Consider the following 20,447-nt stretch of genomic DNA (forward strand, 5'->3'; position numbering starts at 1 on the left):
CATGGCAGTGCACGGCAGGGCACGGCACCGGGCGGCGCCGCTCAGACGTCGGCGCCGTCCGCGTCGTAGCGTCGGCGGGCCGCCTGGACCTCGTCGAAGTGGTTCTCGGCCCAGTCCTTCACGGCCGTCAGCAGCAGGGCGAGGTTGCTGCCGAGCGGCGTCAGCTCGTAGTCGACGCGGACCGGGACGGACGGGGTCACCGTGCGGGTCAGGATGCCGTCGCGCTCCAGGGTGCGCAGGGTCTGGGTGAGCATCTTGGGGCTCACCCCGGCGATCCTGCGGGCCAGGTCGCTGTAGCGCTGGGGGCCGGGGGCGAGGGCCGAGACGACCAGGCTGACCCACTTGTCGCTGAGGCGGTCCAGGAGCTGGTTGGTCGGGCAGCTGCGGAGGAAGGCGTCGTACTCGCTGCGGGCCTGCTCGCGCCGCTGGGCGGCGGTCGTGGTGGCCATGGTGACTCTCCTCGTGGTGACGTAGGCACCTTCAGGTAACTACTTCCCCCTGGATAGTAACTCTTCCTAGGGTTGTGACAACAAGAGGGACGCGGGCGGTACACGCAAGTACCCGCCAATCCAAGGGAGTTGTCATGCGTGCAGCAGTGGTGCGGACGTTCGGCGGGCCCGAGGCCGTCGAGCTCGTGGACGCGGAACTGCCGGAGCCGGCCGCCCGGCAGGTGCGGATCAAGGTGGCGGCGGCCGCGCTGAACCCGGTGGACGCCGGGGTGCGCTCCGGGGTCTTCGGCGGCGCGGGCAAGCAGGTCGGACTCGGCTGGGACGTCGCCGGGACCGTGGACGCGGTGGGAGTGGCCGCCGCGTGGAACGTGGGGGAGGAGGTCGTGGCGCTCGACTACGGGATGGTCGAGCCGCTCGGTACCCACGCGGAGTACGTCGTCGTCGACGCGGACGCGGTGGCGCTCGCGCCGGCTTCCGTGGACGCGGTGCACGCGGCGACGCTGCCGCTGAACGCGCTGACCGCCGCGCAGGCGCTGGATCTGCTGGCCCTGTCGCCGGGGGATTCGCTGCTGGTCACGGGCGGTGCGGGAGCGGTCGGCGGCTATGCCCTCCAGCTGGCCGCACGGCGCGGGGTGACGGTCGTCGCGCTGGCGCGGGCGCAGGACGAGGAGTTCGTCCGGTCCCTGGGGGCCACGCGTTTCCCGGGCGGCGAGGGGAGTTTCGACGCGGTGCTGGACGCGGCGGTGCTGGGCGCCGAGGCGCTGGCCCTGGTGCGGGACGGGGGCGCGTACGTGGGCGTGATTCCGCAGGCCCAGCCCGCGTCGGAGCGGGGGGTGCGGACCGACGCCGTCGAGGTGAGCGCGGACGGGGCCCGGCTGGCGGAGCTGGTGCGGGCGGTGGACGCGGGCGAGCTGACCCTCCGGGTGGCCGAGACGTTCGCCCTGGAGGACGCCGTGAAGGCACACGCCCGGCTGGCGGAGGGCGGGGTGCGGGGTCGACTGGTGCTGGTGCCCTAGCGGGCGGCCGAGCCGCGACCCCGGGCCGGTGGGTGGGGCGGGCAACGGTGGGTGTGTGTGGCGGGCGAAATCGCGTGGGTGGTGGGACGTGGTGGGGGGGTTGGGGGGCGGGGGGGGGTGTACTTGCGCCCGGCCGCGGAGCTCGACCCCGGCCCGGTGGTCCTGGCCTCCTGTCAACCCCGGCCCGGTGGTCCTGGCCTCCTGCACGACCCCGAGCCGAGCCGCGTGCGGCTCGGCTCGGGGTCGCTCAGGGGCCGCGGTGTCTGGCGTACGCGGCAGGGGGGACGCCGACCGTCGTGGTGAAGTCGCGGACGAGATGGGCCTGGTCCGCGTAGCCCAGGTCCGCGGCCAGGGCTGCCCAGTCCACCGTCTTCTCGGCCTCCGCCCGCTCCAGGGCCTCGTGGATGCGGTAGCGCAGGATCACCCACTTGGGGCCCACCCCGACGTACGCGGCGAACAGACGCTGGAGCAGGCGTACCGACAGTCCCTCGTCGCTCGCGAGGTCCGCCACCCTGCGGATCGCGCGGTCGGTGCGGACGCGGTCGACGAGGTGCATCGCGAGCTCGGCCTGGGGGTCCGGGCGGGGGACGCGGGCCGCCAGGAGGTGTGCGTCGAGGGCCGCCACCCGGGCCTCCTCGTCTGCGGGGTCCAGCACCGGGGCCGGGTCGGTGCCGGTGAGGTGGACGCGGCGGCCCGTCCAGTGGGAGACCGGGTGCTCGGGGGCGAACGGGCGGAAGCCGCCCGGCCGGAACTTGACGCCGCACACCCGCCCCCGGCCCTCCAGTTTCTGGCTGAAGAGGCCCTGTTGGACGCCGGCGATCTCGACGAAGGGCTCGCGCCCCTCGAACCGCTGGAAGACGAGGTGGACGGCGGGGTGCGGGACCACGTGGGAGACGTACGGCTCGGCCAGGTCCCAGTCGATCAGCCAGTAGTGCTCGACGTAGGGGCGCAGGGGCGGGGCCGGCTCGGGGCGGCGGAAGCGCACGCGTGCGAGGAAGTCCGCCGCGTCGACGATGCCTCGGGTGTCACGGCGTGGGGTGGCCATGTCCGGATCGTAGGACGGCCCACTGACAGCGCCACCGACAGCGGATCGACGGCGGTATCGGCGGCGCCACCGACTGCCGTACCCGCAGCGCCACCGACGGCGGATCCACGGCGGTGGCGACGGTGCCCGCGGCAGCCGTACCGACGGCGCCGGCGGCAGCCGCACCCGCAGCGCCATGAACGGCGGTACGGACTGCGGTACGGACCGCGCCCCCGGCACTCGCGCCGGGCGGCGGAATACAGGAGACGGAGGAGGTGTTTGGCCGGTATAGTTTAACGGTCAACAACTTTGGAGGTTGAGCGACCATGCAGTTCGGGATCTTCAGCGTCGGCGATGTCACGCCGGACCCCACCACGGGCCGTACGCCGACCGAGCGCGAGCGGATCAAGGCCATGGTCGCCATCGCGCAGAAGGCCGAGGAGGTCGGCCTCGACGTCTTCGCCACCGGTGAGCACCACAACCCGCCGTTCGTCCCCTCGTCGCCGACGACGATGCTCGGCTACATAGCCGCGCGGACGGAGAAGCTGGTCCTCTCCACCTCCACCACCCTCATCACCACCAACGACCCGGTGAAGATCGCCGAGGACTTCGCGATGCTCCAGCATCTGGCCGACGGGCGCGTCGACCTCATGATGGGGCGCGGGAACACCGGCCCGGTCTACCCCTGGTTCGGCCAGGACATCCGGCAGGGCATCAACCTCGCCATCGAGAACTACGCCCTGCTGCGCCGGCTGTGGCGCGAGGACGTCGTCGACTGGGAGGGCAAGTTCCGCACGGCCCTCCAGGGCTTCACCTCTACGCCCCGCCCGCTGGACGACGTGCCGCCGTTCGTCTGGCACGGCTCCATCCGCTCGCCCGAGATCGCCGAGCAGGCCGCGTTCTACGGCGACGGCTTCTTCCACAACAACATCTTCTGGCCGGCCGACCACACCAGGCAGATGGTCGAGCTGTACCGCGAGCGGTACGCGCACTACGGACACGGCACGCCCGAGCAGGCCATCGTGGGACTCGGCGGGCAGGTGTTCATGCGGAAGAACTCGCAGGACGCGGTGCGCGAGTTCCGGCCGTACTTCGACAACGCGCCGGTCTACGGTCACGGGCCGTCGCTGGAGGACTTCACCGACCAGACCCCGCTGACCGTCGGTACGCCGGAGCAGGTCATCGAGAAGACGCTCAAGTTCCGCGAGTACGCCGGCGACTACCAGCGCCAGCTGTTCCTGCTGGACCACGCGGGGCTGCCGCTGAAGACCGTGCTCGAGCAGCTCGACCTGCTCGGCGAGGAGGTCGTGCCGGTGCTGCGCAAGGAGTTCGCCGTCGGACGGCCGGCCGAGGTGCCGGACGCGCCGACCCACGAGTCGCTGCTCAAGGCCGCCCAGGCCGCCCGGACCACCCAGGAAGGGGTGAACGTCGCATGAGGCTCGTCGTCGTCTCGGCGGGGCTGAGCGTCCCGTCGTCGACCCGGCTGCTGGCCGACCGGCTGGCGGCCGCGACCGCCGGGCGCACCCCTGCGGAGGTGGACGTGGACGTGGAGGTCGTGGAGCTGCGCGACCTCGCCGTCGAGATCGCCCACAACTTCACCAACGGCTTCCCCGGACGGAAGCTGGCGGCCGCGCTGGCCGCGGTGACGGCGGCGGACGGGCTGATCGTCGTCACCCCGGTGTTCTCCGCGTCGTACAGCGGCCTGTTCAAGTCGTTCTTCGACGTGGTCGACCCCGACGCGCTGGCGGGCAAGCCGGTGCTGATCGCCGCCACGGGCGGCTCCGCGCGGCACTCGCTGGTGCTCGAGCACGCCCTGCGGCCGCTGTTCTCGTACCTGCGCGCCGTGGTCGTCCCGACCGCCGTCTACGCCGCCTCGGAGGACTGGGGCGCGGAGGGCCTGCCCGAGCGGATCGAGCGGGCGGCGGCCGAGCTGTCGACCCTGATGACGGGCCTGTCCGCTGCGTCCGCCGCGTCCACGCCGTCCGGACCGACGAAGGCCGAGAAGGGCGAGAAGGGCGAGTTCACGGTGGTCCCCTTCGCCGAGCAGTTGGCGGCCCTGGCCGCCCGGTAACGGCCGACCACGGATCCCCCGAGCGCCGGACGGCGAACCCAGCCCCGTCCGGCGCTGCCTTCCGAGCCCCTTGCGTCGTGGCGCCGTCCTCCTGAGTGCCGGGCGGGATATCCAGCCCGTCCGGCGATTGAGGACGAGGCCGTTCGGGCCGATGCGGGGGTCCGGGGGCGGCAGCCCCCGGGTACGCACACCCGGCCGGACGGTGAGAGCCCAGTAAGAAGGGTGATCGCAGGACCCTCCCCACCGCCCAACCGCCGGAGGCCTTGGCAGACTGGCCTGGTGTCTCCCACCGTGCTGCTCGCCGAAGACGACCGTGCCATCCGCAACGCGCTGGAACGCGCCCTGGTCCTGGAGGGCTACCGGGTGACCGCGGTCGCCGACGGCGTCGAGGCGCTGGCGCACGCCCACAAGAACCCGCCGGACGTGCTCGTCCTCGACGTGATGATGCCCGGCATCGACGGGCTCCAGGTCTGCCGGGTGCTGCGCGCCGAGGGCGACCGCACGCCCATCCTGATGCTGACCGCGCTGGTCGAGACCGCCGACCGGATCGCCGGTCTGGACGCCGGCGCCGACGACTACGTCGTGAAGCCCTTCGACGTCGAGGAGGTCTTCGCCCGGCTGCGGGCGCTGCTGCGCCGCACCAACCCCGACGCCGCCCCCGAGGCCGCCGTGCCGTTGCCCGAAGCCCCGAAGCGGGGCACGGAGCGGCAGGTGGAGGCGGCCGGCCTGCGGATGGACCCGCAGGCGCGGCGCGCGTGGCGGGGCGGGCGCGAGCTGGAGCTGACCCGGACCGAGTTCGAGCTGCTGGAACTGCTGGCGCGCAACGCCGGGATCGTCCTGGACCACTCCACGATCTACGACCGTATCTGGGGCTACGACTTCGGTCCCGGCTCCAAGAACCTCGCCGTCTACGTCGGCTATCTGCGCCGAAAGCTCGACCAGCCCGGTGCCCCGCAGCTGATCCACACCGTGCGCGGGGTGGGGTACGTCCTTCGGGAAGACTGAGGGACGAGGGCCGGCGCTCGAGACGAGGGACGAGGTCCAGCGAGGGCGATGACGAGGGCGAGGGCGAGCGTGAGGCGAGGGTGACAGTGAGACGAGGACGCGAGTGAGTCGTCTGCGTCGGTCGCTGTCCCGGCCGCGGCCGAAGCTGGTGTCGCTGCGGACCACCTTCGCGGTGTCCTTCGCGGCCGTGACGGCCGCGGTCACCGTGCTCGTCGGTGTCCTGTCGTACTCGGCGGCCGCCCGGCTGGTCCGGGTGGACCAGGAATCGGTGTTCGACGAGGTCGTGCAGGACCTGCGGGACGAGGTGCGCGACCACCGGATGGCGCCGGAGGACTTCTCCTCGTCCGCGCCGGGACACGACATCGTGCGGCCGGCCCGTACGGACGTACAGGTGCTGCGCGCGGACGGCTCGGTCGTGGACAGCGGCAGCCCCGGGCTGCCCGTCCGGCCCGCCGACCGCACGATCGCGGCGGCCGCGGCGGCCGGGCGGATCGCCGAGCACAAGGACGTCGACGTCGGCAGCGACGTCTACCGCATCGCGACCGTCTCCCTGGGCGGTGGCCGGGGCGCGGTGCAGGTGGCGCAGGAGTTCAGCGACACCGAGGACCTGCTGCGGGCCCTCCAGCAGCGCACGCTGATCCTGATGATCGCGGTGGTGACGGCCGCGGGGCTGTTCGGCTGGTGGCTGGCCCGGCGCATCACCCACCGACTGGTGATCCTCACGACCGCCGCCGAGGACGTCGCCCGCACCCGCCGGCTCGGCGTGCAGGTGCCGGTCACCGGCCACGACGAGGTGGGCCGGCTGGGCCGCGCCTTCGACCGGATGCTCGGCAGGCTCGCCCAGTCGGAGGAGGACCAGCGGCGGCTGGTCCAGGACGCGGGCCACGAACTGCGTACGCCGCTGACCTCACTGCGTACGAACATCTCGCTGCTGCGCCGCATCGACGAGCTGCCGCCGGACACCCGTGACGAACTGGTGGCGGATCTGACCCAGGAGGCCCGGGAACTGACCGACCTGGTCAACGAGCTCGTCGACCTCGCGGCCGGCCAGTCCGACACCGAGCCGCCGCGGCGGCTGGACCTCGCCGACATCGCGGAGGAGGTCGCGGGCCTCGCCCGGCGCCGTACCGGGCGGCCGGTCCTGATGCGGACGAGCGGTGACACCACCCTCTACGGGCGGCCGGCCATGCTCCAGCGGGCCGTGTCCAACCTCGTGGAGAACGCGACCAAGTTCGACCGCGAGGGCGGGGCTCCCGTCGAGATCGCCGTCAGCGGACCGTCCCGGCCGGGGGTCGTCCGCGTCGAGGTCCTCGACCGCGGCCCCGGCATCGCCGAGGCCGATCTGACCCGCGTCTTCGACCGCTTCTACCGCGCCGCCGACGCCCGCTCCCTGCCGGGCTCGGGGCTGGGCCTGTCGATCGTGCGCGAGGTGGCGCTGGCGCACGGGGGCGGGCCCTTCGCCTTCCGGCGGGCGGGGGGCGGCTCGGTGATCGGGTTCACGGTGGGTGGCGGGCAGCCGGACGGGCCGGGCGAGGACGTCCGCTGAGAGCCGCTCAAGGCCATGGGCGCCCCGAGGTCGGGGGTAGCCGGTAGCCCCAGGCCATGGGCACCCCGAATCCATGGGGCAGTCCCAGGCCATGGCACCCCGAATCCACGGGGCAGCCCCAGGCCACGGGGCAGCCCCAGGCCATGGGCACCCCGAATCCACAGGGGCTCCGAAGCCATGCGCAGTCCGAAGCCATGGGGGGCTCCGAGGGCATGGGCAGTCCGGGCGCGCGTCGGCCGGGCCTCGCGGCGGCGGGGCCCGGCCGGGGGTGCGGTGGGAAGGCTTACGGAGCCTCGATGTCGTGCTCCTGCGTCGTCGAGTTCGCGTCGGCGGGCCGCTTGATCTTGAAAGAGTCGGCCTTGTACGAGCTGGCAGTGCCGCAGTTCACGGTGACCGAGGCCGTGTTCCCGGCCTTGGCGATCTTCGTGAACTTGATCGAGTACTCGCCCGTGTCATCGACGTCCGTCTTGTCGGTCCGGCTTTCCGCGTTCGTCGTGATCGTCACCTTGTTCGGGCTGGTTCCGTTGGGGCAGTCCTCGACGGAACCCGTGACCGTGACCACTGGACTGTTCGGATTGGCTCCGGCCTGGGTCGCCGCCGCGAGCGATATCGCGGCGGTCAGGGGGAGCACCGCCGCGGCGGCGATGATTGCGAGACGATTACGCATAACTTCTCCTAGCTTGTCGGCTCAGGCTGCGAATGGCCCCGAGGGCTAGTGCCTGTTCGCTGTTCCGACGGACGCGGTGAAGTGGTCCTATCCCAAGATCGGCGCTCGATCGCCGCAGGTCAAGGGTGTTAAATGCCCACGCCGCACGGGGTAGGACTACCCACGGCACCCCTCGCGGCGGAGCTCGCGGCACCCCTCACGGCGAGGCTCGCGAAGGGCTCTATTCCAGGCTGGTGAGACCGTGTTCCACGGCGATCCGGGTCAGATCGGGGCGGCGTCGGGAGCCCGTTTTCTCGCCGATTCGGTCGAGGTGCGAATGGACGGTGTGTTTGCTGATGCCCAATTCGACGGCGATTTCGTGGTCCGTTGAACCATTCGCGAGCAGGCGCAGGATTTCCTGCTCCCGGTCCGTGAAACGAGGGGAAAGTCCCACCAGACGGCTGGCGGGTGCGGAGACATAGCTACGGCCCGATCCCACGGTCCGGATCGCCCTCAGTACCTCGTGCGCCTCCGCCTGCCGGCTCAGATAGCCGCTCGCTCCCGCCCGGATCACCTGGACCGCGTCGATCTGCGGAGAGGACGACATGACGAGGACGGCATGTCCTCGCCCGTGCAGCTTCGTCACGGCCGCGGTGAGTCTCGGGGCGGGCTGCTGGAGGTCCATCAGGACGACCTGCGCGCCGCGCAGGGTGCCGTCCGCGCTCTCGATCGACGGTGCGGCCGCGACCAGGTGGAGGTCGGGAGCGGCGCTGATCAGGTTCGAGATGCCGTGCCGGAAGACGGGGCAGTCCCCGATGACCGCGATCCGCACGCGGTCGGCGCAACCGCTCACGGGCACCTCCGCTGCTCGATGGACATGGCACGACAGACACGCCCCGTCCCAGCGTCCGCGGGACGGGCGACTTCTGCGCGGTGGACTAGACCCTTCGGGGGAACCGTGCGCCGTGATCCGCAGGGGGTGAGGCAAGGGAGGGGGAGGGGGAGGGGGCCGGGGGGGGGTGAGGCAGGTCATATGCGGCGGATTGAGTTCCGTACGGGGGCGAATTCCGTACCCCCGTACGACGGGCGGTGTCCGAATGCGAGGATGAGGCGCCATGACTGCTGGGCGGTGTACTCGCACGTTACGGGCCGCGCTGTTCGCGGCTGTCTGCGTGCTGCTCGCCGCCCTGGGCCACGTGATGATGTCCGGGGTCGAGGTGCCCGCGTGGGCGCTGGCCGCGGGCGTGGCCGTCACCGGGATCGCGGGCTGGAGCCTGGCGGGCCGGGAGCGCGGGCTGCCGCTGATCGTGACGGTCGTGGTCGCCGCCCAGACGGCCCTGCACTCGGCGTTCTCGCTGGCCGTGCCGGGGTCCGGTGCCGCGGCGTCCGAAGGCATGGGCGCCATGGGTATGGGCTCGATGCACATGGACTCCATGGACATGAGCATGGGCATGGGCATGGCTATGGGGCATATGGATCATGTGAGCCACATCGGCCACATGAGTCACATCGGCCACATGAGTCACATCGGCCACATGAGTCACCTGGGCGAGGGCATCTCACAGGGCGGTTCCTCCTCGTTCGGCATGCTCGCCGCCCACCTTCTCGCCGCGCTGCTGTGCGGGCTGTGGCTGGCGCACGGCGAGAAGGCCGCGTTCCGGATTCTGCGGGCGGTGGCCGGACGGCTGGCCGCGCCGCTGCGCCTGCTGCTCGCCGTGCCCGTCACCCCGGTACGGCCACGGATCCGGTTCCGCCGCCGCCGGTCGGCACGAGCACCCCGGCTGCTCCTTCTCACCCACGCGATCACCACACGGGGTCCGCCCCTGGGGACCGCTGCCGCCGCCTGACATCAGACCTCTGACCTCTGACCTCTGACCTCTGACATCTGACGACCGACATCTGACGACCGACATCTGACGACCGACATCCGACGTCGGGGCATCCGCCGTGCGACGTCTCATCGGACTTCTGACGTCTCATCGGACGTCGCATCGGACGTCTGACTTCTGACTTGTGACGTCAGCCTTCTGATGTCCGATGTCTGACGACGGGCCGGCAGCAGGAGACCCGGGGCTGCCCCTGTGCGCCCCGGGCCACGGCCGTACGCCCGTGCAGACGGGCGTGGGGCCGTCTCACCCTCATGCCCTCGTGGATGATCCGAGAAGGACACCAGGTGATCACGTCTGCCGTGAAGGCACCCCAGGCACCCCACACCTCCCATCTGTCACAGGCCGCACTCGACGAGTCGATCACCGCGTGGGCGCTCGCCGCCCGGGCCGGTGACGCGGACGCGGTCGAGCGCTTCGTACGCGCTCTGCACCGCGACGTCCTGCGCTATGTCTCCCACCTGTGCGCCGATCCCCAGGCGGTCGACGACCTCGCCCAGGACACCTTCCTGCGCGCCCTCGGCAGCCTGCACCGGTTCGAGGGCCGTTCCTCGGCCCGTTCCTGGCTGCTGTCCATCGCCCGCCGGGCGGTGATCGACAGCTACCGGTACGCGTCCACCCGGCCCCGGCTGTCCGACGTACCGGACTGGCAGCTCGCCGCCGAGCGCGCCCAGCCCCGCGACCTGCCGGGCTTCGACGACGGCGTCGTCCTGCTGGACCTGCTGGCCTCGCTGCCGGCCGAGCGGCGGGAGGCGTTCGTCCTCACACAGCTGGCCGGCCTGCCCTACGCGGAGGCGGCGGAGGCGAGCGGCTGCCCGGTGGGCACCGTGCGGTCGCGCGTGGCGCGGGCTCGGGCGACCCTGGCGGACCTGCTGGAGGAGGAGCCGGCGGACGAACGGGCCACTCTCGTGGCCTGACCCGCACGGTCCATGCGGTCCGCACGGTCCGCACGGTCCATGCGGTCCATCCGACCCGTACGACCGTGTCGGCTCCGACGCGACCCGGGGCGGGTCACCGTTCTCCGCCGGAGGCGGTGGCCCGCACCCACCCCCCGTCCCCGCACCCGGCCCCGCACCATGGATCAATGTTGTGCACTTTCTTGACGGCGGTTATTTGAAGGCCTAACTTCACGGTGTCCTTCCCCCGCTCAAGGGAGACCGCGATGCCCTCGTCCTCCGTCGCATCACCTTCACCGTCCGCCTCCCCTTCCCCCTCCCCGTCCACGGCCGCCGAACGAACCCGGCAGCTGCGCGTGGTCGCCGCTTCCGGACTGCTCGGCACCGCCGTGGAGTTCTACGACTTCCTGGTCTACGGAACCGTCGCCGCGCTCGTCTTCGGCGAACTGTTCTTCCCCGGCGCGGATCCCGCCGTCGGCACCATCGCCGCGTTCGGCACCTTCGCCGCCGGTTATGTCGCCCGCCCGCTCGGCGGCATTCTCTTCGGGCACTTCGGCGACCGGCTCGGCCGCAAGTCGATGCTCCTGCTCACCATGGGCCTGATGGGCGGCGCGAGTTTCCTCGTCGGACTGCTGCCCACGTACGACACGATCGGCGTGTGGGCGCCGGTGCTGCTGATCACCCTGCGGGTCGTGCAGGGCCTCGCCATCGGCGGTGAGTGGGGCGGTGCCACGCTCATGGTCGTCGAGCACGCGGGCGAGCGGCGGCGCGGACTGTGGTCCAGCTTCACGCAGATGGGGGCCCCGCTCGGCTCCCTGCTCTCCACCGCAGTCGTCGCGCTCGTCGTCACCCTCCCCAAGGACGAGTTCGCGGCCTGGGGCTGGCGGGTGCCGTTCCTGCTGAGCGTGGTGCTGCTCGGCGTCGGGCTCTTCGTCCGCCTCAAGGTCGTCGAGAGCCCGCTGTTCGCCGAGGTGAAGAAGGACCGCGCCGAGTCGCGGCTGCCCATCCTCGACGTGCTGCGGCGGCCGCGCCCGGTCCTGCTGGCCTGCTGCGTCGGCATCGGCGCCTTCACCGCCCAGTCGCTGCTCACCAGCTACCTGATCGCGTACGCCACCGGCATCGGCTACGCCCGCCCGCAGGTGCTCACCGCGCTCACGGTGTCCGCCGCCGTCGCCCTCGTCGTGCTGCCCTGCGCCTCCGCGCTCTCCGACCGGGTCGGCCGCCGTCCGGTGGTCCTCGTCGGAGCGCTCGCCTCGGCGGCGCTGGCGTTCCCCGTCCTCGCGCTGGTCGACTCCGGGTCGCCCGGGCTGCTGATCCTCGCCGTCGTCCTCGGGCACGGCATCGCCCAGTCCACGATGTACGGCCCGCTGGGCGCCCTGCTCACCGAGATGTTCGGTACCCGGGTCCGCTACACCGGCGCCTCCCTCGGCTACCAGGGCGCCACCCTCATCGGCGCCGGTTTCTCCCCGATGATCGCCGGCAGCCTGGTGGCGGGGAGCGGCGACAGCACCCCCGTCTCCCTGCTGCTCTGCGGCGGTGCCGCGATCACCGCGGTGACGGTCCTCTTCGTGCGCGAGACCAGTCGGACCTCCCTCTCCGACGCCGCTGACCCCGCCGAAGGCTCCGACGCCCCCCACACGCAGGAGATCTCCGCATGACGCCCCCCTCCCGCACCACCATCCCCTCCGGCACCCCCACCCGTATCCCCGCCCCCTCCCGCACGCCGGTCCCCACCCGGTCCCGTACGCGCACCGCCTGGGCGGCTGCCGTCCTGCTCGCCGTCGCCGCCCTTCCGGCCTCGACGGCGGCGGCCGCGCCGGACACGAGCCATGTCGAGGGCCGACTCCCCTCCGGCGCGACGTACATGATGGACGTGCCCGCCGCCTGGAACGGAACCGTGCTGCTCTTCAGCCACGGTTACACGTCCGGTCCCGCCAACCCCGCGCAGGACGCCCCGGACGACGCCACGAAGACCCTCCTCATCGAGAAGGGCTACGCGCTCGTCGGCTCCTCGTACGCCACGACGGGCTGGGCGGTGACGGACGCGGTGCCCGACCAGCTCGCCGCGCTCGCCGCCTTCACCGACCGCTTCGGTGCGGCCGGGCGGACGATCGCCTGGGGACGGTCGTACGGCGGGCTCGTCACCACGGCCATCGCCGAACGCCATCCGGACCGCATCGACGGCTCCGTCGCGCTGTGCGGCCTGGTCCAGGGCGGTGTCGCCAACTGGAACAACACCCTCGACCCGGCCTTCGCCGTCAAGACCCTCCTCGCGCCAGGCTCCGACGTCCCGCTGGTGGACCTCGCGGACCAGACGGCCGCCACCGAGGCGGCGAACACCCTGACGGCAGCGGTCGACTCGGCGCAGACGACGGCCGCGGGCCGGGCCCGGATCGCCCTCGCCGCCGCGCTGCACAACATCCCGGTCTGGAACCAGCCGACACAGCCCCGGCCCGCCGCGACCGACTGGGACGCGCAGCAGGCCAACCAGTACGACGCCGTCAAGGGGCTGCTGAAGATCGCCGCCTTCAACCGGCGGCAGGAGGCCGAGGTCCGGGCCGGCGGCAACATGTCCTGGAACACCGGCGTCGACTACGCGAAGCTGCTCGGCCGGTCCTCCGTCCGCAAGGAGGTCACCGAGCTGTACCGGAAGGCCGGGCTGTCCCTGACGGCCGACCTGGCCGCCCTGAACCGGGCCCCGCGCATCGCCGCCGACCCGGCCGCGGCGGCATGGATGAGCGGCACCAGCTCCTTCACCGGGGAGCTCACCAAGCCGCAGCTCTCGGTCCACACCGTCGGTGACGCTCTCGTCCCGGTCCAGACCGAGAGCGCCCTGCGCCGGGCCGTGACCGCCGCCGGGTCCTCGGCCCTGCTGCGGCAGGCGTACGTCGACAACGCGGGCCACTGCACCTTCAGCCCCGCCGAGCAGCTCGCCGCCCTGCACACCCTGGAGGACCGCCTCTCCACCGGGCACTGGCGGGGAACCGACCCGGCCTCCCTCAACTCCCGTGCCGTGGCGGCCGATCCGACGACCCCCACCCGCTACGTCCCCTACCGCCCCACGCCCTACCTGCGCCCGTACGACCTCGCCCACCCGGCCGACCGCCGATAGCCCCCACGACCGTCCGCCGCACCCCCCGGCGGGCGGTCGTACCCTTTCCCCCGTGGAGGACGACGACATCCCGGACACCATGCCGCAGGACATCCCGCACGACGTGCCACACGACGTGCCGGACCCCTCGGAAGGCGGTGCCCCGCAGCTGCGCCCGCAGTCCCTCATGCTCGCCTTCTTCGGCAACCACGTGCTGGAAGAGGGCGACCTGTGCGTCTACTCGGGCAGCATCATCGACGTGCTCGGCCGGGTCGGCGTCGGTGAACAGGCCGTCCGGTCCACGCTGACCCGCATGGTCAGCCGGGGCCTGCTGCGGCGGCAGCGGGAGGGCCGCAAGATGTACTTCGGCCTCACCGAGCAGGCGACCCGCGTACTGCGGGACGGCCGCACCCGCATCTGGCGCGAGGGCGCGGTCAACGACGACTGGGACGGCGACTGGACGCTGCTCGGCTTCTCGCTCCCCGAGTCCCGCCAGCGCGAGCGCCACGACCTGCGCTCACGGCTCGCCTGGTCCGGGTTCGGCGCGCTGTACAGCGGGCTGTGGATCGCGCCGGGGAAGGTCGACGTCGCCTCCGTCGTCGCCGAACTCGGCCTCACCGCCCACGTCAAGATCTTCCACGCCTCCGCCGACGAGGCCACCGACATCGGCCTCATGATCCGCGACACCTGGGACCTGGAGAGCGTCGCCGCTCGCTATGTCTCCTTCGACAAGCGCTGGACGGCGCACCTGAACGCGGGACCGGGCGAGGACCCGATCGGCACCCGCCTGCGCCTGGTCAGCGAATGGCTCTGGACGATCCGCACGGACCCCCGGCTCCCGTCCCGCCACCTCCCCCCGGACTGGCCGGCCCGCCCCGCCCAGGACACCTTCCGCCAGGTCGCCCGACAAACCGAAACCCCGGCCCACCAGGAGGCCCACCACCTCCTGCAGACGACCCCTCTGCGCTGATCGGCCGTTCCGCCGTTCCGCCGTTCTCCTGTTCCATCGGCCCCCGCCCGTAGGTCAGTTGGTCTTGCGGGCCACTCCGCCGTAGATGCCGATCGGTGGGGCGTCGTGCTTCGGGGGCTCTTCGGGGCGCCAGTCCGGGACCGGGACCAGGCCCGGGTCGAGGAGCGTGAAGTCGCCGAAGAGGTCCAGGACGCGGGCGTGGGGGCGCAGGTTCAGGGAGGCGCTGGCCTTGTTGTAGACGGAGGCCGCGTTCTCGCGCCGGTCCTCGTGGACGTCGCCCGTGGCGTGCGACAGGACGAGGTAGGAACCGGTGGGCAGCGCGTCGCGGAGCGTCGCGACGACGGCGTCCGGGTCGTCCGCGTCGGCGAGGAAGTGGACGACGGCCACCAGCAGCAGCGCCACGGGCTCGTCGAAGTCGATGATCCGGCGGACGTCGGGGTGATCGAGGACGGCGCGGGGGTCCCGCAGGTCGGCCAGGACGACCGAGGTGTGGGCTTCGGTGCCGGAGTCGGCGTCGGCGTCGGCCATCAGCGCCATCGAGTGGGTGCTGACGATCGGATCGTTGTCGACGTACGCGACCCGGGTCCCGGGGGCTATGGAGTGCGCGATCTGGTGCACGTTGGGCTCGGTGGGCAGGCCGGTACCGATGTCGAGGATCTGCCGGACACCGCCCTCCGCGACGACGTGCCGGACGGCGCGGTGCATGAAGTGCCGGTTGGCGCGGACCCCGTCCCGCACCTCCGGTGCCACCTTGATGAACTGCTCGGCGGCGTCCCGGTCGACCTCGTAGTTGTCCTTCCCGCCGAGGAAGTAGTCGTACATCCGGGCGGGATGGGGCTTGCTCGTGTCTATCTTCAAGAAGGGGCTGCCGGTGCCGCCGCTACCGGCGTCGCTGCTGCCGCTGAGGGGAGAGGTCATGCTGCCTGGCTCCGTCCTGGACTCGCGTCCCACCACCGGATGAACCGCCGTGAGTGACTTGTCGGATCATCATTCACCATGCGGGGTCGCTCGAAGACCAGCCCCGTCCCCGTGGCGGTCGACACGCTCCGTGAACCCGAACGACCGGACGCACAACGGGAGTTCCCGCCACGAGGGCGGGCCGCCGACCGCCGGTCGGCGCCACCTCTCTGACGGCCGCGGCCCTGTGCGGGTGAGGTTGCCGGCCTTCCTGCCGTCGGCATTCGGCGGCAGCCATCCTGCAGGTGAGCGGTCGGCCCGCCGAGGCGCCGGCACCGTCGCGCCAGGAGGGCGTGCCCGCATGGAGCACCGACCGTGAGGCGCCGCCGTCCGACGGGTACGGCTGTATGCGGCCGTGGCCACGACGGCCGGCCCGGAGCGGGCGACCGACGACGAGAGGCGACGAGCGATGAGCGATGCGGTACATCGAGCCGGGGCGACCACGGGTCCCCGGATCGGGTCACACCGCATCCGACCGCGTCGCATCGGGCCGGATCCGTCCGGCCGCGACGACACCGCCGCCTTCGCCACCGCGGGCGTCCGGATGGCCGGACCGCGGGCAGATCGCGAAACCCGTCGGCCTGCACCTCGCCTCCCGGGACACCCGTCCGGAGCGCGGCCGCGGCCGCGGCGCGGAGCCCACGGCCTGCCCGGCTCTCCCCGCCTCCCCCCACACGTGAGGAAAAAGATCATGCAGACCGTTCCCGCCGTCCCCACCGTCACCCTGAACAACGGCGTCGAGATGCCCGTCCTCGGCTTCGGCGTCTACCAGATTCCGCCCGAGCAGACCGAGCAGGCCGTCGGTGACGCCCTCGCCGCCGGCTACCGCGCGCTCGACACCGCGGCCGCCTACGGCAACGAGGAGGCCGTCGGCCGCGCGATCAGGAGCAGTGGCGTACCGCGCGAGGAACTGTTCGTCACCACCAAGCTGTGGATCTCCGACGCGGGCGAGGACCGGGCCGGGCGCGCCTTCGACACCTCGTTGCGCAAGCTCGGCCTCGACCACCTCGACCTGTACCTGATCCACCAGCCCTACGGCGACGTCTACGGCTCCTGGCGGGCCATGGAGCGCCTGCACACCGAGGGTCTCGCCCGGGCCATCGGCGTCTCGAACTTCCACGCCGACCGGCTGGTGGACCTGATCGACCACAACGAGGTCACGCCCGCGGTCAACCAGATCGAGACCCACCCCTTCCACCAGCGGGCCGCCGACCAGGCGATCATGCGCGAGCGCGGGGTCCAGATCGAGTCGTGGGGCCCCTTCGCCGAGGGCCGCAACCACCTCTTCACCCACCCGGTACTCAGCGAGATCGCCACCGCGCACGGCAAGTCCGTGGCGCAGGTCGTGCTGCGCTGGCTCATCCAGCGCGAGGTCGTCGTGATCCCGAAGTCGGTCCGCGCCGAGCGCATGGCGGAGAACATCGACGTCTTCGACTTCCGGCTCACCGACGACCAGATGGCCGCCGTCGCCGCCCTGGACACCGGGGAGTCCCTGTTCTTCGACCACCGCGACCCGGTCATGGTGAGCCGCCTCGGCAATGTCACCCTCGACGCATGACGCATGACGCATGACGCATGACGCATGACGCATGACGCATGACGCATGACGCCGTCGACGCACGCGCCGCGCCCACTGAAAAGGGCGAGGTCCGAGGACCTCGCCCGCCACCGTCACGACCTCAGCTCACGGCCACACCAAGCAGTACGGCTGATGCCCCGCCTCGTGCAGGCGGTGGCTGAAGTCCTGCCACTCGTGCAGCAGCTGGTACACGTTGAACGCGTCCCGGGGACCGCCCCGGTCTGGGACCGTCGACCAGATGAAGGCCGCCGCGCCGACCGCTTCCTCACCTATGTCCCGCAGCGGATCCACGACCGTCATGGGGAGCTTCACCACGGCGTAGTCGGGATGGAGGACGACCAGTTCCAGCGGGGGCACCTTGCTGAGGGGGACGCCTTCGATGCCGGTCAGCACCATCGCGGCCATCGTCTCCGGCTTGATCTTGGTGAACATGCCGTTCATGCCGAGCTCGTCGCCGCCGAGTTCCTCGGGGCGCATCGAGATCGGGACGCGGGCCGCGGTCGCGCCGTCGGGCGCGCCGAAGTACTTGTACGTCACCCCCACCCGACCACCATTCCTGCTCCCCGCCCGGAGGGGATCGATCCGCTGGTCGACTCGCCGCTCGACCTGCTCGAACCGCTCGACCCGGTCCAGCCGCTCGATCTGGTCGATTCGGTCGATTCGGTCGATGTCGATCTGATCGATCCGGTCGGTCCGCTCGGGCTCACTCGGTACACCTTGTGCCTGCGTCTGACGTGCTTCGTTGGCTTCCTCCGCGTCGCGCCGGTGCCTTCCTCGCCGGGCACGTCGAGGACCCAGGTCGTCAGTCCCCTCGCCCAGTCCACCACCGCGATGCATATCTCCACCCGACTGCTTTTCTAGGACGCGTGGCCCCCGCCGCGCAACCCGATCATCGTGTCAGTGACCTCCCCCACGGCCGCCCGCCGAAACGTGCGTTGAAACACCTGTCCGCAGGATCTTCGCAGCCACTGGACACACGGTCGGTGTGAGCTACGTCTATCAGGCCCGTTCCGACTCAGTTTCGCAGATGGTGAAGCGGATGACGGCCCCGCCGGCCCCCGACGGCCGCTGGCCTACCCTGGGAGGTCACTGACAACCGGATTCCAGCAAGTCGGAGAAGGTCGGAGAAGTCGCAGGTCATGAGCGAACTGCCCTATTCATACGATGCGCCTGTATCGCAGGCGCTGTTCGACCGTGCGTCCGCCGTCACGCCGGGGGGTGTGAACTCGCCGGTGCGCGCGTTCCGCGCCGTGGGCGGCACGCCCCGGTTCATGGTGTCCGGCACCGGCCCGTACCTGACGGACGCCGACGGCCGGGAGTACGTCGACCTCGTCTGTTCCTGGGGGCCCATGATCCTCGGGCACGCGCACCCCGAGGTGATCGCCGCCGTGCAGGAGGCGGTCTCGCGCGGTACCTCCTTCGGTACGCCCGGTGAGGGCGAGGTCGCGCTCGCCGAGGAGATGGTCGCCCGCATCGGGCCCCTGGAGGAGGTGCGGCTCGTCTCCAGCGGCACCGAGGCCACCATGTCGGCGATCCGGCTGGCCCGCGGGTTCACCCGGCGCACCAAGGTGATCAAGTTCGCCGGCTGCTACCACGGGCACGTCGACTCGCTCCTCGCGGCGGCCGGCTCCGGGGTCGCGACCTTCGCGCTTCCCGACACCCCCGGCGTCACCGGCGCGCAGGCCGGCGACACCATCGTCCTGCCGTACAACGACCTCGAGGCCGTGCAGGAGGCCTTCCACCGGCACCCCGGCGAGATCGCCTGTGTGATCACCGAGGCCTCGCCGGGCAACATGGGGGTCGTGCCGCCGCTTCCCGGCTTCAACCAGGGGCTCAAGGACGCCTGCCAGAACAACGGCGCGCTCTTCATCTCCGACGAGGTCATGACCGGGTTCCGGACCAGCCGGGCCGGTTGGTTCGGGATCGACGGCGTACGGCCCGACCTCATGACCTTCGGGAAGGTCATGGGCGGCGGCTTCCCCGCCGCGGCCTTCGGCGGGCGGGCGGACGTCATGGCGCACCTCGCCCCCGCCGGGCCCGTCTACCAGGCGGGCACCCTCTCCGGTAATCCCGTGGCGACCGCCGCCGGGCTCGCCCAGCTGCGGCTCCTCGACGACGCCGCCTACGCCAGGATCGACGACGTCTCCACCCGGATCCAGACCCTGGTGTCGGAGGCGCTGGCCAAGGAGGGGGTCGCGCACACGCTCCAGAGCGCCTCCAACATGTTCTCCGTCTTCTTCACGGACCGGCCGGTCCGTGACTACGACGACGCCAGGGCGCAGGAGTCCTTCCGGTACACCGCCTTCTTCCACTCGCTGCTGGCGAACGGCGTGTACCTGCCGCCGTCGTCCTTCGAGTCCTGGTTCGTGTCGACGGCCCACGACGACCAGGCCGTCCAGAGAATCGCCGACGCCCTTCCGGCGGCGGCCCGAGCGGCTGCGGAGGCCACAGCGGCATGACGACCCCGGAAAACGCCCCCGAGAACGCGCCCGATAAGGCCTTCGAGGACGCCCTCGAGAACGCCTTCGAGAAGACCTCGGGCAACAAGGACCTCACCGTCGTCCACCTCATGCGGCACGGTGAGGTGGAGAACCCGGACGGGGTGCTCTACGGCCGTCTCGACGGCTACCACCTCTCCGAGCTGGGCCGGCAGATGGCCGAGCGGGTCGCCGAGCACCTCGCCTCCCGCGACGTCACCCATGTCGTCGCCTCCCCGCTGGAGCGGGCGCAGGAGACGGCGACGCCGATCGCCAAGGCGCACGGCCTGGACCTGGCCACCGACGCGCGGCTCCTGGAGGCGGAGAACGTCTTCCAGGGCAAGACCTTCGGCGTCGGGGACGGGGCGCTGCGCCGGCCCGAGAACTGGAAGCACCTCGTCAACCCGTTCAAGCCGTCCTGGGGCGAGCCCTACGTCGATCAGGTCGTCCGGATGATGGGTGCGCTGGACGCGGCGAAGGACGCGGCCCGCGGGCGTGAGGCGGTGCTCGTCAGCCATCAGCTGCCGATCTGGATCGTGCGGTCCTACGTCGAGCGGCGGCGGCTGTGGCACGACCCGCGCAAGCGGCAGTGCACGCTCGCCTCGCTGACGACCTTCACGTACCAGGGCGACAAGATCGTGTCCGTCGGCTACAGCGAACCCGCCATCGACCTGGTGCCCGCCCATCTCCGGGCCGGCGCCAAGCCGGTGCAGGGAAAGGGCAAGGCCTTCGGGGCGTAGCCCCACAACTCGGCCGGACCCGCCCACCGGGTCCGGCCACCGGCCCGCCCACCGGGTCCGGCCACCGGAACAAGCGGGCGGGTGCCGTGGCTGA

19 protein-coding genes are annotated in these 20,447 nt (G+C 71.8%); 13 read left to right on the plus strand and 6 right to left on the minus strand.

From position 1 onward, the window contains the following. Positions 1-41: 41 nt before the first annotated feature. Complete coding sequence (locus ASD48_RS18335; protein WP_057602739.1) at positions 42-449, minus strand: helix-turn-helix domain-containing protein; 408 nt, start codon at positions 447-449, stop codon at positions 42-44. Between the two features lie 134 nt (positions 450-583). Between ASD48_RS18335 and ASD48_RS18340 the strand changes: the two genes are divergently transcribed. Then, positions 584-1,465 (plus strand): NADP-dependent oxidoreductase, encoded by an 882-nt coding sequence (locus ASD48_RS18340; protein WP_057602740.1) that lies wholly within the window; start codon positions 584-586, stop codon positions 1,463-1,465. 247 nt (positions 1,466-1,712) lie between these two features. On the opposite strand, the gene ASD48_RS18345 is transcribed toward ASD48_RS18340, so the two are convergent. Further along, complete coding sequence (locus ASD48_RS18345; protein WP_057602741.1) at positions 1,713-2,510, minus strand: helix-turn-helix transcriptional regulator; 798 nt, start codon at positions 2,508-2,510, stop codon at positions 1,713-1,715. Between the two features lie 305 nt (positions 2,511-2,815). Here ASD48_RS18345 and ASD48_RS18350 point away from each other — a divergent pair, with 305 nt between their 5' ends. The 4 genes from ASD48_RS18350 to ASD48_RS18365 all read left to right on the plus strand — a co-directional run bounded on the left by ASD48_RS18350 (position 2,816) and on the right by ASD48_RS18365 (position 7,111). Continuing rightward, on the plus strand, positions 2,816-3,925 hold the full coding sequence (locus ASD48_RS18350; RefSeq protein WP_057602742.1) for an LLM class flavin-dependent oxidoreductase: 1,110 nt from the start codon (positions 2,816-2,818) through the stop codon (positions 3,923-3,925). Continuing rightward, on the plus strand, positions 3,922-4,560 hold the full coding sequence (locus ASD48_RS18355; RefSeq protein WP_057602743.1) for a CE1759 family FMN reductase: 639 nt from the start codon (positions 3,922-3,924) through the stop codon (positions 4,558-4,560). The genes ASD48_RS18350 and ASD48_RS18355 overlap by 4 nt, the downstream gene beginning before the upstream one ends. Before the next feature lie 291 nt (positions 4,561-4,851). Continuing rightward, positions 4,852-5,565 carry a response regulator transcription factor gene (locus tag ASD48_RS18360; protein ID WP_057602744.1) on the plus strand — a complete coding sequence of 238 codons (714 nt, stop codon included), beginning with the start codon at positions 4,852-4,854 and terminating at the stop codon, positions 5,563-5,565. A gap of 103 nt (positions 5,566-5,668) precedes the next feature. Next, entirely contained in the window at positions 5,669-7,111 is a 1,443-nt protein-coding gene (locus ASD48_RS18365) for an ATP-binding protein (protein ID WP_057602745.1), read from the plus strand. Between the two features lie 283 nt (positions 7,112-7,394). Here the strand turns inward: ASD48_RS18365 and ASD48_RS18370 are convergent, their stop codons facing one another. Together ASD48_RS18370 and ASD48_RS18375 are read right to left on the minus strand one after the other, a co-directional pair. Then, positions 7,395-7,778: a hypothetical protein gene (locus ASD48_RS18370; protein WP_057602746.1), complete on the minus strand. Its 384-nt coding sequence runs from the start codon at positions 7,776-7,778 to the stop codon at positions 7,395-7,397. A 220-nt stretch (positions 7,779-7,998) separates the two neighbouring features. Continuing rightward, positions 7,999-8,610 carry a response regulator transcription factor gene (locus ASD48_RS18375; RefSeq protein WP_057602747.1) on the minus strand — a complete coding sequence of 204 codons (612 nt, stop codon included), beginning with the start codon at positions 8,608-8,610 and terminating at the stop codon, positions 7,999-8,001. 262 nt (positions 8,611-8,872) lie between these two features. Here ASD48_RS18375 and ASD48_RS18380 point away from each other — a divergent pair, with 262 nt between their 5' ends. The 5 genes from ASD48_RS18380 to ASD48_RS18400 all read left to right on the plus strand — a co-directional run bounded on the left by ASD48_RS18380 (position 8,873) and on the right by ASD48_RS18400 (position 14,600). Next, the gene (locus ASD48_RS18380) at positions 8,873-9,604 is read left to right on the plus strand and encodes a lipase chaperone (RefSeq protein ID WP_057602748.1); all 732 of its coding nucleotides are present in this window, start codon (positions 8,873-8,875) and stop codon (positions 9,602-9,604) included. Positions 9,605-9,930: 326 nt separating this feature from the next. Continuing rightward, complete coding sequence (locus ASD48_RS18385) at positions 9,931-10,560, plus strand: sigma-70 family RNA polymerase sigma factor (RefSeq protein ID WP_057602749.1); 630 nt, start codon at positions 9,931-9,933, stop codon at positions 10,558-10,560. Between the two features lie 245 nt (positions 10,561-10,805). Next, positions 10,806-12,197 carry an MFS transporter gene (locus tag ASD48_RS18390; RefSeq protein WP_057602750.1) on the plus strand — a complete coding sequence of 464 codons (1,392 nt, stop codon included), beginning with the start codon at positions 10,806-10,808 and terminating at the stop codon, positions 12,195-12,197. Further along, positions 12,194-13,651, plus strand: a complete 1,458-nt coding sequence (locus ASD48_RS18395; protein ID WP_242432645.1) for an alpha/beta fold hydrolase — start codon at positions 12,194-12,196, stop codon at positions 13,649-13,651. The genes ASD48_RS18390 and ASD48_RS18395 overlap by 4 nt, the downstream gene beginning before the upstream one ends. 79 nt (positions 13,652-13,730) lie before the next feature. Beyond that, positions 13,731-14,600 carry a PaaX family transcriptional regulator C-terminal domain-containing protein gene (locus tag ASD48_RS18400; protein WP_057603510.1) on the plus strand — a complete coding sequence of 290 codons (870 nt, stop codon included), beginning with the start codon at positions 13,731-13,733 and terminating at the stop codon, positions 14,598-14,600. A gap of 54 nt (positions 14,601-14,654) precedes the next feature. On the opposite strand, the gene ASD48_RS18405 is transcribed toward ASD48_RS18400, so the two are convergent. Then, entirely contained in the window at positions 14,655-15,518 is an 864-nt protein-coding gene (locus ASD48_RS18405) for an SAM-dependent methyltransferase (RefSeq protein WP_057602751.1), read from the minus strand. A 730-nt stretch (positions 15,519-16,248) separates the two neighbouring features. Here ASD48_RS18405 and ASD48_RS18410 point away from each other — a divergent pair. Beyond that, positions 16,249-17,115, plus strand: a complete 867-nt coding sequence (locus ASD48_RS18410; RefSeq protein ID WP_057602752.1) for an aldo/keto reductase — start codon at positions 16,249-16,251, stop codon at positions 17,113-17,115. A 126-nt stretch (positions 17,116-17,241) separates the two neighbouring features. Here ASD48_RS18410 and ASD48_RS18415 read toward each other — a convergent pair whose 3' ends face one another. Then, positions 17,242-17,679 (minus strand): hypothetical protein, encoded by a 438-nt coding sequence (locus ASD48_RS18415; protein ID WP_020130078.1) that lies wholly within the window; start codon positions 17,677-17,679, stop codon positions 17,242-17,244. Between the two features lie 596 nt (positions 17,680-18,275). On the opposite strand from ASD48_RS18415, the gene hemL reads away from it, so the two are divergent. Both hemL and ASD48_RS18425 read left to right on the plus strand, forming a co-directional pair. Beyond that, positions 18,276-19,595, plus strand: coding sequence for a glutamate-1-semialdehyde 2,1-aminomutase (gene hemL / locus ASD48_RS18420; protein ID WP_057602753.1), 1,320 nt, complete (start codon positions 18,276-18,278; stop codon positions 19,593-19,595). A gap of 110 nt (positions 19,596-19,705) precedes the next feature. Continuing rightward, positions 19,706-20,353, plus strand: coding sequence for a histidine phosphatase family protein (locus ASD48_RS18425; protein WP_057603511.1), 648 nt, complete (start codon positions 19,706-19,708; stop codon positions 20,351-20,353). The last annotated feature ends 94 nt before the right edge of the window (positions 20,354-20,447 follow it).

The organism is Streptomyces sp. Root1310 (assembly GCF_001426425.1).
Classification (GTDB): domain Bacteria; phylum Actinomycetota; class Actinomycetes; order Streptomycetales; family Streptomycetaceae; genus Streptomyces.

What these genes read in the sequence shown, in the direction of transcription:
- ASD48_RS18335 (WP_057602739.1), bottom strand. Translation starts at nt 449, where the DNA reads ATGGCCACCACGACCGCCGCCCAGCGGCGCGAGCAGGCCCGCAGCGAG.
- ASD48_RS18340 (WP_057602740.1), top strand. Translation starts at nt 584, where the DNA reads ATGCGTGCAGCAGTGGTGCGGACGTTCGGCGGGCCCGAGGCCGTCGAG.
- ASD48_RS18345 (WP_057602741.1), bottom strand. Translation starts at nt 2,510, where the DNA reads ATGGCCACCCCACGCCGTGACACCCGAGGCATCGTCGACGCGGCGGAC.
- ASD48_RS18350 (WP_057602742.1), top strand. Translation starts at nt 2,816, where the DNA reads ATGCAGTTCGGGATCTTCAGCGTCGGCGATGTCACGCCGGACCCCACC.
- ASD48_RS18355 (WP_057602743.1), top strand. Translation starts at nt 3,922, where the DNA reads ATGAGGCTCGTCGTCGTCTCGGCGGGGCTGAGCGTCCCGTCGTCGACC.
- ASD48_RS18370 (WP_057602746.1), bottom strand. Translation starts at nt 7,778, where the DNA reads ATGCGTAATCGTCTCGCAATCATCGCCGCCGCGGCGGTGCTCCCCCTG.
- ASD48_RS18380 (WP_057602748.1), top strand. Translation starts at nt 8,873, where the DNA reads ATGACTGCTGGGCGGTGTACTCGCACGTTACGGGCCGCGCTGTTCGCG.
- ASD48_RS18390 (WP_057602750.1), top strand. Translation starts at nt 10,806, where the DNA reads ATGCCCTCGTCCTCCGTCGCATCACCTTCACCGTCCGCCTCCCCTTCC.
- ASD48_RS18395 (WP_242432645.1), top strand. Translation starts at nt 12,194, where the DNA reads ATGACGCCCCCCTCCCGCACCACCATCCCCTCCGGCACCCCCACCCGT.
- ASD48_RS18400 (WP_057603510.1), top strand. Translation starts at nt 13,731, where the DNA reads ATGCCGCAGGACATCCCGCACGACGTGCCACACGACGTGCCGGACCCC.
- ASD48_RS18405 (WP_057602751.1), bottom strand. Translation starts at nt 15,518, where the DNA reads ATGACCTCTCCCCTCAGCGGCAGCAGCGACGCCGGTAGCGGCGGCACC.
- ASD48_RS18410 (WP_057602752.1), top strand. Translation starts at nt 16,249, where the DNA reads ATGCAGACCGTTCCCGCCGTCCCCACCGTCACCCTGAACAACGGCGTC.
- hemL (WP_057602753.1), top strand. Translation starts at nt 18,276, where the DNA reads ATGAGCGAACTGCCCTATTCATACGATGCGCCTGTATCGCAGGCGCTG.
- ASD48_RS18425 (WP_057603511.1), top strand. Translation starts at nt 19,706, where the DNA reads ATGCGGCACGGTGAGGTGGAGAACCCGGACGGGGTGCTCTACGGCCGT.